The organism is Micromonospora sp. CA-246542 (genome assembly GCF_050942905.1).
In the GTDB taxonomy this organism is placed as follows: Bacteria; Actinomycetota; Actinomycetes; order Mycobacteriales; family Micromonosporaceae; genus Micromonospora.
Genome location: NZ_CP192040.1, coordinates 4,027,629 through 4,042,949, shown reverse-complemented (window position 1 = coordinate 4,042,949; position 15,321 = coordinate 4,027,629). Strand labels below are relative to the sequence as shown.

The window sequence follows — 15,321 nt, the reverse complement described above, 5'->3', positions numbered from 1 at the left end:
GAGGAGAAGGACAGTGAACGACGCGGCGCAGGCCGGGCGGCAGATCGGCGACGGACCCCTGTCCCGGATCGCGTCCCGCGTCTACATCCTGCTCGTGGTCGAGGCGCTGCTCCTTCTCACCACGGTGCCCGCCCTGCTCCCGCTGCTGCTGCTCGACCGTGACCCGAGCAACCTGCCGCTGGTCGCGCTGCTGCTGACGCCGGTCGGACCGGCGGCGTCCGCCGCCCTGTACGCCCTGCGCCACCAGCGACCCGACCTGACCGACCTGCGGCCCGCCGCGCTGTTCTGGCGGGGCTACCGCGGCAACGTCGGGGGCGCGCTGCGGGTCTGGACGCCGACGCTGCTGTGGTTGACGGTGCTCGCGCTGAACCTCGCCTACCGCGACGCGATCGGCCTACCGAGCTGGTGGGTGGTCCCGCTGATCGCGGTCGCGGTCGGGGTCACCCTCTGCGCGCTCAACGCGCTGGTGATCACCTCGCTGTTCGAGTTCCGCACCCGTGACGTCCTGCGCCTAGCCGTGCACTTCCTCGTCCGTACCCCCGGTGTCACCGCCGGCAACGCCCTGCTGCTGGCGGCGGCGGCCGGGATCACCGCGGTCTTCTCCGAGGCGGTGCCGGTGCTGCTCGCCTCGGTCCTGGCCCTCGGAGTTCTCCGTGTCGCCGACCCGATGGTCCACCTGATCCGGAAGGAGTTCACCGCATGAGCCGCTCCACGACCGCCGAGGTGATCGTCACGCGGGGGGTCGCGTGAACGCCGACCTGGAGGATCCGGTGTTCGTGGCGGAGCCGCACGACGTCGAGGATCCCCGCGTACACCCCGCCTGGCTGCCACCGGAGGCGTTCCGGGCCCTCGGCGCGCGACGCGTCCTCGTGCACGGCGACGGGCTGCTCGTCGACACGGTTCTCGACGAGGTGACGCGCGCCTGCACGCGCTACGGCGGACGGGTCTGGCACTCCCCGTCCTGGGACGTCGACGTCGACCTGGTGCTCACCCTGCGCGGGGCGCCCGAGCTGCCCAGCTCGGCGGTGCGGGCGGCCCGAGCGGCGGGGGAGGCGGCGCTCGCCGACCTCGGCGAGACGCTCGGCGACGAGGGTTTCCTACTGACCCGCAGCGGTGCGACGACAGTGGTGCTGGCCGACGCGCCCGCCGGTCTCCTCTACGGGCTGTTCCACGTCGTACGGCTCTGCGCGGCGGCCTTCGACCCGGCCCGCCCACCCGAGCTGCACCGGCCCGCGCTGCGCCGCCGCATGCTCAACCACTGGGACAACGTGGCCGTGCACCCGGTGATGGGCCAGGTCGAACGGGGGTACGCGGGCGGCTCGATCTTCTGGGCCGGTGGCCGTCCGCGCGGGGACCTGGCCCGGATCCGGGAGTACGGGCGGCTGCTGGCGGCCAGCGGGATCAACGCCATCTCGGTGAACAACGTCAACGTGGGTCGTGCCGAGGCGCTGCTGCTCACCGATCGGCTCGGTGACGTGGCCCAGATCGCGGACGCGCTGCGCCCGTACGGCATCCGGGTGCACCTGTCGGTCACCTTCGCCGCGCCGCTGCTCCTCGGCGGACTGCCCACCGCCGACCCGTTCGACGAGGAGGTACGCGCCTGGTGGGCGGCCACCACCCGGCGCGTGTACGAGCGCATCGACGACTTCGGCGGCTACCTGGTGAAGGCCGACTCCGAGGGGCAGCCCGGCCCGTTCAGCTACGGGCGGGACCACGCCGACGGGGCGAACCTGCTCGCCGAGGCCCTCGCCCCGTACGGGGGAGTGGTGCACTGGCGGGCGTTCGTCTACAACCACCACCAGGACTGGCGGGACCGGTCCACCGACCGCGCGCGGGCCGCGTACGACCACTTCGCCCCACTCGACGGACGGTTCCGTACCAACGTGGTCCTCCAGGTGAAGTTCGGTCCGGTGGACTTCCAGACGCGCGAGCCGGTCTCGCCGGTGCTCGCCGCCATGCCGGCCACCCGGGTCGCGGTGGAGGTGCAGGTCACCCAGGAGTACACGGGCCAGCAGCGGCACGTCTGCCACCTCGGCCCGTGCTGGGGCGAGGTGCTGAGCTTCGCGCCGTGGGGCCCCGGTGGGCGCACCATCGCCGACGTGGTCACCGGCGAGGCCGGCAAGGGCGGCGGCCTGGTCGCCGTCGCCAACACCGGCGACGACCCCTTCTGGACCGGGCATCCCCTGGCACAGGCCAACCTCTACACGGTCGGCCGGCTCGCCTGGGACCCGCGGCTCGACCCGACGGCGGTCCTCGACGAGTGGATGACGCTGACGTTCCCACCGTCGGCGACCGCCGACCCGGAGCTGGTCCGGCGGACGCTGCACGAGATCATGGACGACTCGTGGCGTACCTACGAGCGGTACACCGCCCCGCTGGGCGTCGGCTTCATGGTCCATCCCGGCGACCACTACGGCCCCGACGTCGACGGGTACGAGTACTCGCGGTGGGGCACCTACCACTTCGCCGACCGCGACGGCGTGGGCGTGGACCGCACTCGCGCCTCGGGCACCGGCTTCGCCGGCCAGTACCCGCCGTACTGGGCCGACGTGTACGAGTCGCCGGCGACCTGCCCGGACGAGCTGCTGTTGTTCTTCCACCACGTGCCGTACGACCACGTCCTGCACAGTGGGTCGACGGTCATCCAACACATCTACGACACCCACTTCGCGGGCGTCGAGGAGGTGACGGTGATGCGACGCCGGTGGCAGACCCTGAACGGGATGATCGACCCGGCCGTCTACGAGCGGGTGGCCGAGCGCCTCGACGAGCAGGTGCGCAGCGCCACCGAGTGGCGGGATCAGATCAACACGTACTTCTTCCGCAAGTCCGGGGTGCCCGACGCGCGGGGGCGGCGCATCCACTGACCCGGCCGGCCCGATCGGGCCGGCCGGAGCACCGGCGCCGGCGTGCTCACCAGGGGTGTACGGTCCCGTCCTCCAGCCGGTTGACCGGCAGGTACGCGGGCGCGTACGGGTAGCGGGCCGCCGCCTCCTCGTCGATGTCGACGCCCAACCCGGGCGTCTCGGCGGGGTGCAGGTAGCCGTCGGCGAAGTGGTACCCGTGCGGGAACACCTCGTCGGTCTGCGCGGTGTGCCGCATGTACTCCTGAAGCCCGAAGTTGGGGATCGAGATGTCGAGCTGCAGCGCGGCGGCCATGCAGACGGGCGACAGGTCGGTGGCGCCGTGCGAGCCGCTGCGGACGTGGTGCAGCGCCGCGAGGTCGAAGATGCGCCGCAGGTGGGTGATCCCTCCGGCGTGCACCACCGTGGCCCGGATGTAGTCGATGAGCTGCTCGCGGATGAGCTGCGCCGCGTCGAAGACGCTGTTGAAGACCTCGCCCACGGCGATCGGCGTGGTGGTGTGCTGCCGGATCAGCCGGAAGCCCTCCTGAAGGTCGGCCGGGACCGGATCCTCCATCCAGGTCAGCGCGTACGGCTCCAGGCTGCGGCCGAGCCGGGCCGCCTCGATCGGGGTGAGCCGGTGGTGCACGTCGTGCAGCAGCCGCAGGTCGGGGCCGAACTCGTCGCGGACCCGCGCGAACACGCCCGGCACGTGTGACAGGTAGCGCTGTGTCGACCAGGTCGCCTCGCTGGGCAGGGCCGCGTCGGCCGGTTCGTAGAAGAGCTTGTCGGCGCTGACCCCGTACGTCTTGGGCAGGCCCGGCACACCGCACTGCACCCGTACCGCCCGGTAGCCGAGGTCGACGTAGCGGGCGACCTCGACCAGCACCTCCTCGACGGTCTCGCCGTTGGCGTGGCCGTACACGGTGACGTCCTCGCGGGAACGGCCGCCGAGCAGCTGGTAGACCGGCAGGCCCGCCACCTTGCCCTTGATGTCCCACAGGGCGGTGTCCACCGCGGCGATCGCGCTCATGGTGACCGGGCCGCGCCGCCAGTACGCGCCCTGGTACAGGTACTGCCAGGTGTCCTCGATCCGGGCCGGGTCCCGGCCGATCAGCAGCGGCGCCACGTGGTCGCGCAGGTACGACGCGACGGCCAGCTCCCGACCGTTGAGGGTGGCGTCCCCGACTCCGGTGACGCCCTCGTCGGTGACGATCTTGAGGGTGACGAAGTTGCGGCCCGGACAGGTCACGATGACCCGGGCGTCGACGATCTTCACTCGATCTCCTTCGTGCCCGCGGGAGTCGCGTGAGGACGCTCGCAGGGGGTGCACGCGAGGACGGTCTGGTTATCGGGAACCTGCCGATAATAGCCCGCCATCGGCAGGTGACGAACGGACCCGCGGCCCCTGGCACGTGCGCAGGTGACCGCGCAATCCCTTGCGCCGAAAGGTTTCCGGAATCCTTGACAATCGAGCGACCTCGATCGAAGCTGACATCGGTCACGCGAGCCGCGGTCACGGTCGGGCGAAGGGCAGTCCTCGACTAACCCCCTTCCATGCGCCATTCTCCCGAGGAATCGCGAACCATGACACTGAAGACAAGGCTGCTCGGCGTCCTCACCGCGGTCGCGACGGTCGCCGCCGCCGCGCTGGCGTTCGCCACGCCCGCGTCGGCCGCGACGCTCACGCAGGTGACCGGCTTCGGCAACAACCCCACAAACCTCCAGATGCATCTGTACGTCCCGGACCGGGTGGCATCCCGCCCGGGGATCCTGCTCGCCCTGCACTACTGCACCGGCACCGGCCCCGCCTTCTACTCCGGCACGCAGTACGCCTCCCTCGCCGACCGGTACGGCTTCATCGTCATCTACCCGTCGGCGACCCGCAGCAGCAAGTGCTGGGACGTGGCCTCGCCGCAGGCGTTGCGCCGGGGCGGGGGCAGCGATCCGGTCGGACTCGTCTCGATGATCGACTACGTTAAGCAGCGGTACTCCGCCGACCCGGACCGCGTCTTCGCCACCGGCACCTCGTCGGGCGCGATGATGACCAACGTCATGCTCGGTGACTACCCGGACGTGTTCGCGGCCGGCGCGTCCTTCGCCGGGGTGCCGTTCGCCTGTTTCGCCACCGGGGGCAGCTCGGAATGGAACAGCCAGTGCGCGAACGGGCAGTCCATCAAGACCGCCCAGCAGTGGGGGGACCTGGTCCGCGGGGCGTACCCCGGGTACAGCGGCCGGCGGCCGCGGATGCAGATCTGGCACGGCACGAGCGACGACACCCTGCGCTACCCGAACTTCGGTGAGCAGGTCAAGCAGTGGACCAACGTGCACGGGCTGAGCCAGACCCCGACGTACACCGACTCCCCGCAGTCGGGTTACACCCGCACCCGGTACGGCAGCAGCGGTCCGATGGCCCCGGTCGAGGCGATCAGCATGCAGGGCGTCACGCACAACATCCCCGTCGACGCCGCGCAGGTGATCCGCTTCTTCGGCCTCGACGGCACCGCCCCGCCGACGACTCCTCCGCCGACGACTCCTCCGCCGACGACGCCTCCGCCGACCACGCCGCCGCCGACCACGCCGCCCCCGACGACGCCGCCGCCGACCACGCCGCCGCCGACGACCCCGCCGCCGACGACCACGCCGCCGCCCAGCGCGGGCGCCTGCGGGGTCACCTACACGGTCAACGCCTGGAACAACGGGCTCACCGCGAGCGTGCGGATCACCAACACCGGTACCACGGCCGTGAACGGGTGGGCGCTGACCTTCACGCTGCCCGGCGGCCAGACCATCACCGGTGGCTGGAACGCCGCCTACTCGCCGACCAGCGGCGCGGTGACGGCTCGCAACGTCTCCTACAACGGCACCATCGCCCCGAACACGTCGGTCGAGATCGGCTTCCAGGCCACCCACACCGGCGACGCCGGCAAGCCCACGGCCTTCGCCCTCAACGGGGCCACCTGCTCGATCGCCTGACTCCCTTTCAGTAGAAGGAGCTGCACGAATGGGAAACGCGAGATGGAGGGCGGCGTCGAGAGCCGCCGTCGCGTTGGCCGGGGCGGGCGCGCTCGCCGCCGGCATGACGCTGGTCCTGACGGCGCCCGCCGCCGCCGGGACCACGCTCGGCGCGTCCGCCGCCGAGAAGGGCCGCTACTTCGGTACGGCGGTGGCCGGTTTCAAGCTCTCGGACAGCACGTACACCACCATCCTGAACCGTGAGTTCAACATGGTGACGGCCGAGAACGAGATGAAGATCGACGCCACCGAGCCGCAGCAGAATCGGTTCAGCTACGGCTCGGCCGAGCAGATCGTCAACCACGCCCGCAGCCGTGGCATGCAGGTACGCGGTCACACCCTGGCCTGGCACGCCCAGCAGCCGAGTTGGATGCAGGGCATGAGCGGAAGCGCCCTGCGGCAGGCGATCCTGAACCACGTGACGCAGGTGGCCACGCACTTCCGGGGGCAGCTCTACTCCTGGGACGTGGTGAACGAGGCGTTCGCCGACGGCAACTCCGGCGGTCGGCGCGACTCGAACCTCCAGCGCACCGGCAACGACTGGATCGAGGCGGCGTTCCGCGCCGCGCGGGCCGCGGACCCGGGCGCGAAGCTCTGCTACAACGACTACAACATCGACAACTGGACCTGGGCCAAGACCCAGGGCGTCTACAACATGGTCCGCGACTTCAAGTCCCGTGGCGTGCCGATCGACTGCGTCGGCTTCCAGTCGCACTTCAACAGCGACTCCCCGTACGTCAGCAACTACCGCACCACGCTGTCGAGCTTCGCGGCGCTGGGCGTGGACGTGCAGATCACCGAGCTGGACATCGAGGGCGCTCCCGCCAACACGTACCGCAGCGTCGTCGAGGACTGCCTCGCGGTGGCCCGCTGCAACGGCATCACCGTGTGGGGCATCCGGGACAGCGACTCGTGGCGGTCCTACCAGTCGCCGCTGCTGTTCAACAACAGCGGCCAGAAGAAGCCCGCGTACGACGCCGTGCTCGCCGCGCTGAACAGCGGCACCACCCCGACGACCCCACCGCCGACGACACCTCCGCCGACGACTCCACCACCCACGACTCCACCACCCACCACTCCGCCGCCGGGACAGGGTGATTGCTCCGCCTCCGTGACGGTGAACCAGTGGAACGGTGGCTTCGTGGCGAACGTACGGGTGACGGCCGGCTCGTCTGCCCTCAACGGGTGGACCGTGACGATCGACCTGCCGTCCGGGGCGACCGTCACCAACGCCTGGAGCGCCACCAACAGCGGTAGCACCGGCACGACGACCTGGAGGAACGTCTCCTACAACGGCCAGGTCGCCGCCGGACAGTCCACCGAGTTCGGCTTCCAGGGCACCGGAACCGCCGGCACCCTAAGCCCCACCTGCGCAACAACCTAACCCCAAACCCCACCCCCCACCCCCACCCCCCCCGGGTCCCACCCCCCGCTCTACCTCGTGATCAAGAGGTTTGCGTCACCCGCCCCGGCGTGTCGTGACGCAAACCTCTTGATCACCGGGGTCGTGGGGAGGCCTGGGGGGGGTGGGTGGGGTGGGGGGTTAGCCGTCTATTCGGGTTATGTTGCGGATTTTGTTGGACGCGTCCAGCGCGGCTACCTTGTACGCCTCGGCCAGGGTCGGGTAGTTGAACACCGCGTCAATCAGATAGTCGATCGTGCCGCCGCAGCCCATCACCGCCTGACCGATGTGGACGATCTCGGTGGCGGCGGTGCCGAACACGTGCACCCCGAGCAGGCGGCCATCCTCGGGGGAGACGAGCAGCTTCAACATCCCGTACGAGTCGCCGACGATCTGGCCCCGGGCCAGCTCCCGGTAGCGGGCGACGCCCACCTCGAACGGCGTCGACGCGTCGGTCAGCTCGGCCTCGGTCTGGCCGACGAAACTGATCTCCGGGATGGTGTAGATGCCGATGGGTTGCAGGCCGTGCATCTCCCGGATCGGTTCGCCGCAGGCGTGCTGGGCGGCCAGTCGACCCTGCTCCATGGAGGTGGAGGCCAGCGCCGGGAAGCCGATCACGTCACCCACCGCGTAGATGTGGTCGACCGAGGTGCGGTAGTTGGCGTCGACGGCGATCCGGCCGCGTCGGTCCGCCGTCAGCCCGGCCGCCTCCAACGCCAGGTCGTCGGTCTGGCCCTGCCGACCCGCCGAGTACATGACGGTGTCCGCGACGATCTTCTTGCCGCTCTTGAGGATGCACAGCGCCGCCGTCTGGTGCTTCTCCACCGCGGCGACCTCCTCGCCGAAGCGGAACGCCACCGACAGGTCCCGCAGGTGGTACTTGAGCGACTCGACGATCTCCTCGTCGCAGAAGTCGAGCATCTGCTCGCGGCGTTCGACGACCGTCACCTTGGTGCCGAGGGCGGCGAACATCGACGCGTACTCCATGCCGATCACGCCGGCGCCGACCACGACCATGCTGCGCGGTACGGCCTGGAGGTTGATGACGCCATCGGAGTCCACGATGGTGCGCTCGTCGAAGTCGACGCTGTCCGGCCGGGCCGGGCGGGTGCCGGCCGCGATGACGGCCTTGTCGAAGGTCACCTTCGACTCGCGCCCGGAGCCCGCGTCGACCCAGATGGAGTGGGCGTCCGCGAAGCGGCCGGTACCGGTGATCATCGCGACCCGGTTGCGGGCGAGTTGGTTGCGGATGACGTCGGTCTGCCGGGTGATGACGTGCTGGGTGCGGGCGGCCAGGTCGCTGACCGTGATCTCCTCCTTGACCCGGTAGCTGCTGCCGTACAGGTCGCGCTGGCTCAGGCCGGTCAGGTAGAGCACGGCCTCGCGCAGCGTCTTGGACGGGACGGTGCCGGTGTTGATGCACACCCCACCGAGCATGTCGCGGCGGTCCACGATGGCAACCCGCCGGCCGAGCTTGGCGGCGGCGATCGCGGCCTTCTGACCGCTGGGTCCGGAGCCCAGCACCAACAGGTCGTAGTCATACACGAGCGTTAGCGTCGCAAGATGTCGCCGTCGACACCAGACCCCGGACGCGAGCGTTACTCGTCTGCCACCACACAGACGCCACCGTTGAGCGTGACCTCCTCCGGCAGTTGGGTGCCGGTGGCGACGACGCCCAGCGACACCGTGCCGCCGGGCCTGATCAGCGCGTTGTGGCTGGTGTTGCGGACCCGCAGATAGCTGTTGTTCGGCCGGTCGACGACCTGCGCGCCCCAGAGGGCCCGCACCTGCTGGCTGGCCCAGAACCGCCACGTCATCGTCCAGCCGTTCACCGCCGTCGTGCCGGTGTTCTCGACGGCGAGGTACGCCACGAAGCCGTCCCGCCCCTGCCGGACGACCGTGCGGACCGCGCAGCTCGGCGGGGGCGGCAGGGTGGTCACGACGACCGGCGGCGACAGCGCCGACCAATTGCCGGCCTCGTCGCGGGCGCGCACCACGAAGGTGTACGTCGTGTTCGGCGTCAACCCGCTGACCTGGGTCATGGTGGGACTCGGCGGGAACTGGTACAGCTCCCGGACCAGGGTCAGCTGACCGTTTGCGTCGACCCGGTACACCTCGTACCGGTCGAGCACGACGTTGTCGGTCGACGGGGTCCACCGCAGCCACACCAGGGTCGCCGCGACGTCGTACGCGACCGGCTGGCCCGGCGCGCTCGGCGGCTGGGTGTCACCGGGTGGCATGGTCAACCGCAGCGTCGGGTTGGACACCGACCGGTTGCCCGCCGCGTCCAGCCCCGCGACGCTGAGGGTGTACGTCCGGGACGGGCGCAGGTCGGTGAGGCGGATGGTGGTGGTGTCGGTCGAGTACGCCCGGCCGGTGTCCTCGAACAGCGCCGAGACCGCGTAGCCGACCACACCCACGTTGTCGGTCGACGCGGTCCAGTTCAGCTCCACCCAGGTGGTGTCGACGGCGGTGACCGTGATCGGGCCGGGGGCGGTGGGACGCTCGGTGTCGTCGGCGGCGTACGCCGGACTCGGGCCCAGCACGACCGCTGCGGCCACCAACGCGGCGACGGCCAGGGTGGTGGCCCGTGATCGGGGCCGTGTTCGGATTGGGTGCACGATGAATCCCTCGCCTCCGGTTGTCCGCAGCGGGCCGGCGATTCACTGCCGTCGATTTTAGGGCAGTGGGCGGCGCGAGGATGCCCCTAGGGCCTTTTTCATAAGGGCGGTCGAGCCCGGGCCCGCCGCAGGCGGCCAGCCCTTATGAAAAGGCCCTAGCTGACCAGGCGGCGTTCCCAGGCCCAGGCGGCGATCTCGACGCGGTTGCGGGCCGGGAGCTTCGCCTGCACGCTCGCCAGGTGTGTCTTGACCGTGCCGACGGCGATGAAGAGTTGGCCGGCGATCTCGGCGTTGGTCAGGCCCCGGGCGACGAGCTTCACGACGTCGAGTTCCCGTGGGGACAGGCCCGCGTCGTCGCGCGGCGCGGTGGGCGAGCTGAGGTGCTCCAGCAGTCGTACGGTGATGGACGGGCTGATCAGCGCGTCACCGGAGACGGCGGCGCGGACCGCCTCGACGAGCAGCGTTGGCCCGGAGTCCTTGAGCAGGAAGCCGCACGCGCCGTGGGACAGCGCGGTGTGCACGTACTCGTCGAGGTCGAAGGTCGTCACCACGACCACCCGCACCGGGTCCGCGACGCCCGGCCCGGCGAGCAGCCGGAGCGCCTCCAGGCCGTCGAGGCGGGGCATCCGGATGTCCAGCAGCACCACGTCGGGGCGGAGCCGACGGGTCATCTCGACGGCCGCGATCCCGTCGGCGGCCTCACCGACCACCGCCATGTCCGGCTGCGCCCCGATGATCATGCCGAAACCGGTGCGGACCATCGCCTGGTCGTCGGCGATCAGCACCCGGATCATCGGGTCACCGCCGCGCGCAGGGGAAACGCGGCGTCGAGCACCCAGCCGCCGGAGATGCCCGGTCCGGCGGTGACCGTGCCGTCCAGGGCGCGTACCCGCTCGGTGAGGCCGACCAGGCCGAAGCCGTGCCCCCGGGCCGGCGTCGTGCGGGGGCCCGCGCCGTCGTTGGCGACCCGGACCAGCAGCCAGTCCGGGGTACGGCGCACGGAGACCGCCACCGACCGGGCGTCCGACGCGTGTTGGCGAGCGTTGGTCAGCCCCTCCATCACCACCCGGTACGCCGAGGTGGAGACCTCCACCGGCAGTCCGTCGAGCGGACCGTCGACGTACAGCCGGGCCGGCGCGTTGGTCGTGCCGTTGTGGCCCTCCAGCAGCGGCGCGAGATCGGCCACACCGGCCAGCGGGGCCAGCGGCGCGTCCGGCGGGGCATCCGGATTGCGCAGCACGCCGACCATCCGCCGCATCGAGGCCATCGTCTCGGCCCCGGCCCGTTCGATCTGCTCCAGGGCGACGATCACCCGTTGCGGGTCCTGTTCCGCGACGAACCGGGCGCCCTGCGCCTGCACCACGATGCCGGTCACGTGATGGGCGATGAAGTCGTGCAGGTCGCGGGCGAACTCGGCGCGCTGCTCGGCGCGTACCAGCGCGATGGCCCGCTCCCGGCCGCTGGCGACGACTCGCAGGTAGATCCCGGCGGCGGCGGCGCCGACCGCGCCGAGCGCCTGGAGCAGCCCGAAGATCACGTAGACCAGGTCGGCGCCGGCGCGCAGCGGAAGCGCGGCGGCGGCGAGCGCGGCGACCACCGCCGCCCCGGGGGCGAACCGGGCCGCGCCAAAGCGGGTCACCACGAACACCACCGCGATCATCCCGGCGGACTCGGCCAGCCCCCAGGTGCCACCCAGCAGATAGGCCCCGCTCGTGCCGAGCAGCAGAAAGCCCACGGTGACGGTGAGTGAGACGGCACCGAGCGCGAGCGCCGCGATCGGCAGCGCCCGGGATTCCGGTCGGTGCACGGGCAGCCAGACCACCGCCGTCGCCGCCGCCAACCCCACCTGGAGCAGGGCCCGCAGCGCGTCGACCACCCCCATCCCGCTGGCGAGGCCGTACCGCAGGTCGAAGGCACAGAGCAGGGCCAGCGCCGTCAGACCGGCGAGCTGACCCAGGCGTACCCACCAGGTCGAGGAGATCGGCGCGTTCATCGTGACCCAGCGTAGCCACGCGGAGGGCCGGCCCAGATCGGCCGAAAGACAGACCCCTCGGCCGCGTTCCCCGACCGGGGACCGATGCGGCCGCCGCCCGGCGGGGGCGAGGCTTCCGGCGGTCACATCGCAACCACTGGAGGAACCCATGACAACCCACGCCCCACGGCAGACCGGGCAGGCGGCCGTCGCGGCCGTCGACCTCGTCAAGGTGTACGGCAGCGGCGACACCGCCGTCCGCGCCCTGGACAACGTCTCGGTCGCCTTCGGCCGGGCCGGGTTCACCGCGATCATGGGCTCGTCCGGGTCCGGCAAGTCGACGCTGATGCACTGCCTGGCCGGGCTGGACACCCCCACGTCCGGGCGGGTCCTGCTCGGCGGCACGGAGCTGACCGGTCGGTCCGACCGTACGCTGACCCGGGCTCGCCGCGACCGGATCGGCTTCGTGTTCCAGTCGTTCAACCTGCTGCCGCAGCTCACCGCCGCGCAGAACATCACCCTGCCGCTGGACCTTGCCGGCCGGGACGCCGACCGGGACCTGTTCGCGCACCTCGTCGACGTGCTGGGTCTCGGCCAGCGGCTCGGGCACCGGCCCAGCGAGCTCTCGGGCGGCCAGCAGCAGCGGGTGGCGCTGGCCCGGGCCCTGGTGTCGCGGCCCGAGGTCGTCTTCGCCGACGAGCCGACCGGCAACCTCGACTCCCGCTCCGGCGCGGAGGTGCTCGCCATCCTGCGCGACTCGGTACGCGACCTGGGCCAGACGGTGGTCATGGTCACCCACGACCCGATCGCCGCCGCGTACGCCGACCGGGTGGTGCTGCTCGCCGACGGTCGGATCGCCGGCGAGATCCACGAGCCGGACCAGGGCTCGATAAGCGACGCGCTGCGCGCCCTGGCGGTGGCGGCGTGAGGGCGGCCGTGCTGCGTACCCAGGTGATCGCCGCGGCCCGACGGCCGGGCCGGCTGGTCCTGACCGGCCTGGCGATCCTCGTCGCGTCGTTCGTGGTCTTCGGCACCGTGCTGGCGCGGGACATCACCGAACGGACCGCCCGGGACACCCTCAGCGGCACGCCGGCGGCCACCGACCTGGCGGTCGGTGACCCCGAGCGGCCGCCCGCCCTGACGGAGTTGCGGGACGTCCGCGCCGTACCCGGTGTCGTGGAGGCGGTGGGTCGGGTGACCATCGGTGTCTCGGTCGGCGGGGGATACGTCAACCTCCAGGCGGATCCGGGCCGGGGCCCGCTGGCCACGGTCCGCCTGGTCCAGGGCAGCTATCCCGACCAGCCCGGCGAGATCGCGGTGAGCCCGCGTACCGTCGAGCGGCTGGGGCTGACGGTCGGCACGGTGACCACCGGGACGGGCGGCGACCGCACGGCCGAGTCGCCGCTCACCGTCACGGGAGTGGTCGACACCCCCGTCGACGACGGGGCCAACGCCTACGCGCCGGACGAGGTCGTGGCCGCGTGGGGTCACCTGAGCCTCGTGGAGCGCATCGACCTGCGGGCGGCCCCGGGCGCGACGCAGGCGGTCCACCAGCGCCTGGCTGCGGTGGTCCCCGCCGAGCAGCCGATCCGCTCGGGCGCCGAGGTACGCGACGCCGAGGCCGACGCGGCGGCCGAGCAGGTCGGCAGGCTGTTCGCGCTGGTCGGGATGTTCGTCGGGATCGCGGTGGCCGCCGCGGCCCTGGTGGTCACCTCCACGTTCCGCATCGTCTTCGCCCAGCGGATGCAGCACCTCGCGCTGCTGCGGGCGGTCGGCGCGGGTCGGGGAGCGTTGGTGGGCGCGCTCACCGCCGAGGGTGCCCTGACCGGGTTGGTCGCCGGTGTCGTCGGGGTGGCCGCCGCGCTGGCCGTCGGGCAGGCGCTTCCGCCGGTCCTGCGCGCCTTCGGCACGGTGGTGTCGTCGCCGGGGCTGCCGCTGACGGCGGCGGTCGCGGTGGTGGTCGGGGCGGTCGTGATCACCGTGCTGGCGGTCCTCGCCCCGGCGTTCTCCGCCGCTCGGGTCTCGCCGCTGGAGGCGTTGCGCGCGGCCAGCGTCACCGCCGGCCGGCGTGGCATCGGAGCGGCCCGCCTGGTGTCCGGGGCGCTGCTGGCCCTCGGCGCGTTGCTGGCCGGCGTCGCGGCGGTGCGCCGCATGCCGACCCCGGGCGCGGAGTCGTACGACCCGACGCTCGGCCTGCTCCTGCTGGTCGCCTCGGGCGCGTTGGCGTTCTTCGCGCTGGTGGCCCTCGGGCCGCTGCTGGTGCGTCCGGTGCTGGCGGTCGTGGGCTGGCCGCTGCGCCAGCTCGGCGCCCTCGGACGGTTGGCGGTCGGCGGGATCGGTGGAACGCCGCGCCGCGCCGCGGCCGTATCCGTGGTGGTGGCGCTCGGCGTGACGCTGATCTCCGGCGTGGTCATCGGCGGCGCGTCCATGCGGGTGGTCGCCGATCGCGACATGGCCCTCTCCGCGCCGGCCGACTTCGAGGTGGCCTCCGCCGAGGGTACGGCCCTGCCGGTCGCCGTCCTGGGGCGGGCGCGGGCGGCCAGCGCAGCGCTGACCCGGGTCGTGCCGTACCGGATGGTCCACGACGTCACGCTGTCGCGGGGCGGTGCGCGCCTCGGCGACACCGAGGCCGGGTACTCGACGACCGACCTGGACCTGTCGGCTCTGCCGACCCTCGCCGACCTGCCCGTGGCGCAGGGCAGCCTCGCCGACCGGGGACCCGGCCGGATCGTGCTCGGTCAAGGGGTCGCCAGCGTCACCGGGCTGCGGGCCGGCGACACGGTCACCCTCGGCCGCGCCGCCTCGACGGTCGACGTGCGGGTGGCGGCCGTCCTGCCCGACCGTGGCCCCCTGTACGCGGGGATCCTCGCCGACCGTGCCGACCTGGACCGGATCGGTGGGCCGACGGCGTACAGCGGCCTGCTGGCCGACGCCGCCCGCGCGGGTGAGGACGGCCGCACCGCCGGGGCGCGTGCGCTGCGGCAGGCGGTCGGGAACGCCCCCGGGCTGTATATCAGCGTGCTCGCCGACGATCGGGACCGCAACGACGCGGTGCTGACCGCGCTGGTCTGGATCACCGCCGGCCTGGTCAGTCTCACCGTGCTGATCGCCGTGGTCGGGGTGGGGTCGACGACCGCCCTGTCGGTCGTGGAGCGGGTACGCGAGTCCGGGCTGCTGCGCGCCGTCGGCCTGTCCCGGGCCGGGCTGCGCACGATGCTGACCGTCGAGTCCGGCCTCTACGGGGTGATCGGGGCGACCTTCGGTCTGCTGCTCGGCGTCCCGTACGCCTGGTTGGCGGTGCGGGCGCTGGGGCTCAACGCGCCGCTGACGCTGCCGGTGCTGCCCCTGGTCGGGCTCTTCGTGGCGCTCGTCGCGCTGACCGCGTTGGCCGGGGTGCTGCCGGCGCGGCGGGCCTCGCGGGTCAGCCCGGTGGCGGCGCTGGGCGTCGAGGGATAGGTGCGGGGGCGG

11 protein-coding genes are annotated in these 15,321 nt (G+C 72.2%); 6 read left to right on the top strand and 5 right to left on the bottom strand.

Features of this window, described 5'->3' with window-relative positions; genetic code table 11:
• Nucleotides 1-13: 13 nt before the first annotated feature.
• Nucleotides 14-703, top strand: a complete 690-nt coding sequence (locus ACQP0N_RS19005) for a hypothetical protein (protein ID WP_355049870.1) — start codon at nucleotides 14-16, stop codon at nucleotides 701-703.
• A gap of 43 nt (nucleotides 704-746) precedes the next feature.
• On the top strand, nucleotides 747-2,867 hold the full coding sequence (locus ACQP0N_RS19000; protein WP_433112357.1) for an alpha-glucuronidase: 2,121 nt from the start codon (nucleotides 747-749) through the stop codon (nucleotides 2,865-2,867).
• 46 nt (nucleotides 2,868-2,913) lie between these two features.
• Here ACQP0N_RS19000 and manD read toward each other — a convergent pair whose 3' ends face one another.
• Entirely contained in the window at nucleotides 2,914-4,122 is a 1,209-nt protein-coding gene (gene manD, locus ACQP0N_RS18995) for a D-mannonate dehydratase ManD (RefSeq protein ID WP_433112354.1), read from the bottom strand.
• A 308-nt stretch (nucleotides 4,123-4,430) separates the two neighbouring features.
• On the opposite strand from manD, the gene ACQP0N_RS18990 reads away from it, so the two are divergent.
• Together ACQP0N_RS18990 and ACQP0N_RS18985 are read left to right on the top strand one after the other, a co-directional pair.
• On the top strand, nucleotides 4,431-5,819 hold the full coding sequence (locus ACQP0N_RS18990) for an extracellular catalytic domain type 1 short-chain-length polyhydroxyalkanoate depolymerase (RefSeq protein ID WP_433112351.1): 1,389 nt from the start codon (nucleotides 4,431-4,433) through the stop codon (nucleotides 5,817-5,819).
• A gap of 28 nt (nucleotides 5,820-5,847) precedes the next feature.
• Nucleotides 5,848-7,242: an endo-1,4-beta-xylanase gene (locus tag ACQP0N_RS18985; protein WP_433112348.1), complete on the top strand. Its 1,395-nt coding sequence runs from the start codon at nucleotides 5,848-5,850 to the stop codon at nucleotides 7,240-7,242.
• Between the two features lie 159 nt (nucleotides 7,243-7,401).
• Here ACQP0N_RS18985 and sthA read toward each other — a convergent pair whose 3' ends face one another.
• From sthA to ACQP0N_RS18965, 4 genes are all read right to left on the bottom strand, one after another.
• A complete protein-coding gene (gene sthA / locus ACQP0N_RS18980; RefSeq protein WP_433112345.1) occupies nucleotides 7,402-8,805 on the bottom strand; it encodes a Si-specific NAD(P)(+) transhydrogenase in 1,404 nt (467 codons plus the stop codon).
• Nucleotides 8,806-8,858: 53 nt separating this feature from the next.
• Nucleotides 8,859-9,881 carry a fibronectin type III domain-containing protein gene (locus ACQP0N_RS18975; RefSeq protein ID WP_433112342.1) on the bottom strand — a complete coding sequence of 341 codons (1,023 nt, stop codon included), beginning with the start codon at nucleotides 9,879-9,881 and terminating at the stop codon, nucleotides 8,859-8,861.
• Nucleotides 9,882-10,036: 155 nt separating this feature from the next.
• Nucleotides 10,037-10,675, bottom strand: coding sequence for a response regulator transcription factor (locus tag ACQP0N_RS18970; RefSeq protein ID WP_355049864.1), 639 nt, complete (start codon nucleotides 10,673-10,675; stop codon nucleotides 10,037-10,039).
• A complete protein-coding gene (locus ACQP0N_RS18965; protein WP_433112339.1) occupies nucleotides 10,672-11,874 on the bottom strand; it encodes a sensor histidine kinase in 1,203 nt (400 codons plus the stop codon). The genes ACQP0N_RS18970 and ACQP0N_RS18965 overlap by 4 nt, the downstream gene beginning before the upstream one ends.
• 148 nt (nucleotides 11,875-12,022) lie before the next feature.
• Here ACQP0N_RS18965 and ACQP0N_RS18960 point away from each other — a divergent pair, with 148 nt between their 5' ends.
• Together ACQP0N_RS18960 and ACQP0N_RS18955 are read left to right on the top strand one after the other, a co-directional pair.
• On the top strand, nucleotides 12,023-12,781 hold the full coding sequence (locus ACQP0N_RS18960; RefSeq protein ID WP_433112336.1) for an ABC transporter ATP-binding protein: 759 nt from the start codon (nucleotides 12,023-12,025) through the stop codon (nucleotides 12,779-12,781).
• Complete coding sequence (locus ACQP0N_RS18955; protein WP_433112333.1) at nucleotides 12,778-15,309, top strand: FtsX-like permease family protein; 2,532 nt, start codon at nucleotides 12,778-12,780, stop codon at nucleotides 15,307-15,309. Before ACQP0N_RS18960 ends, ACQP0N_RS18955 begins: the two co-directional genes overlap by 4 nt.
• Nucleotides 15,310-15,321: the final 12 nt, after the last annotated feature.

Bases quoted from the DNA above. Each gene is read 5' to 3' on its own strand.
- ACQP0N_RS18960 (WP_433112336.1), top strand. From the start codon at position 12,023: ATGACAACCCACGCCCCACGGCAGACCGGGCAGGCGGCCGTCGCGGCC.
- ACQP0N_RS18985 (WP_433112348.1), top strand. From the start codon at position 5,848: ATGGGAAACGCGAGATGGAGGGCGGCGTCGAGAGCCGCCGTCGCGTTG.
- ACQP0N_RS18965 (WP_433112339.1), bottom strand. From the start codon at position 11,874: ATGAACGCGCCGATCTCCTCGACCTGGTGGGTACGCCTGGGTCAGCTC.
- ACQP0N_RS18990 (WP_433112351.1), top strand. From the start codon at position 4,431: ATGACACTGAAGACAAGGCTGCTCGGCGTCCTCACCGCGGTCGCGACG.
- ACQP0N_RS18970 (WP_355049864.1), bottom strand. From the start codon at position 10,675: ATGATCCGGGTGCTGATCGCCGACGACCAGGCGATGGTCCGCACCGGT.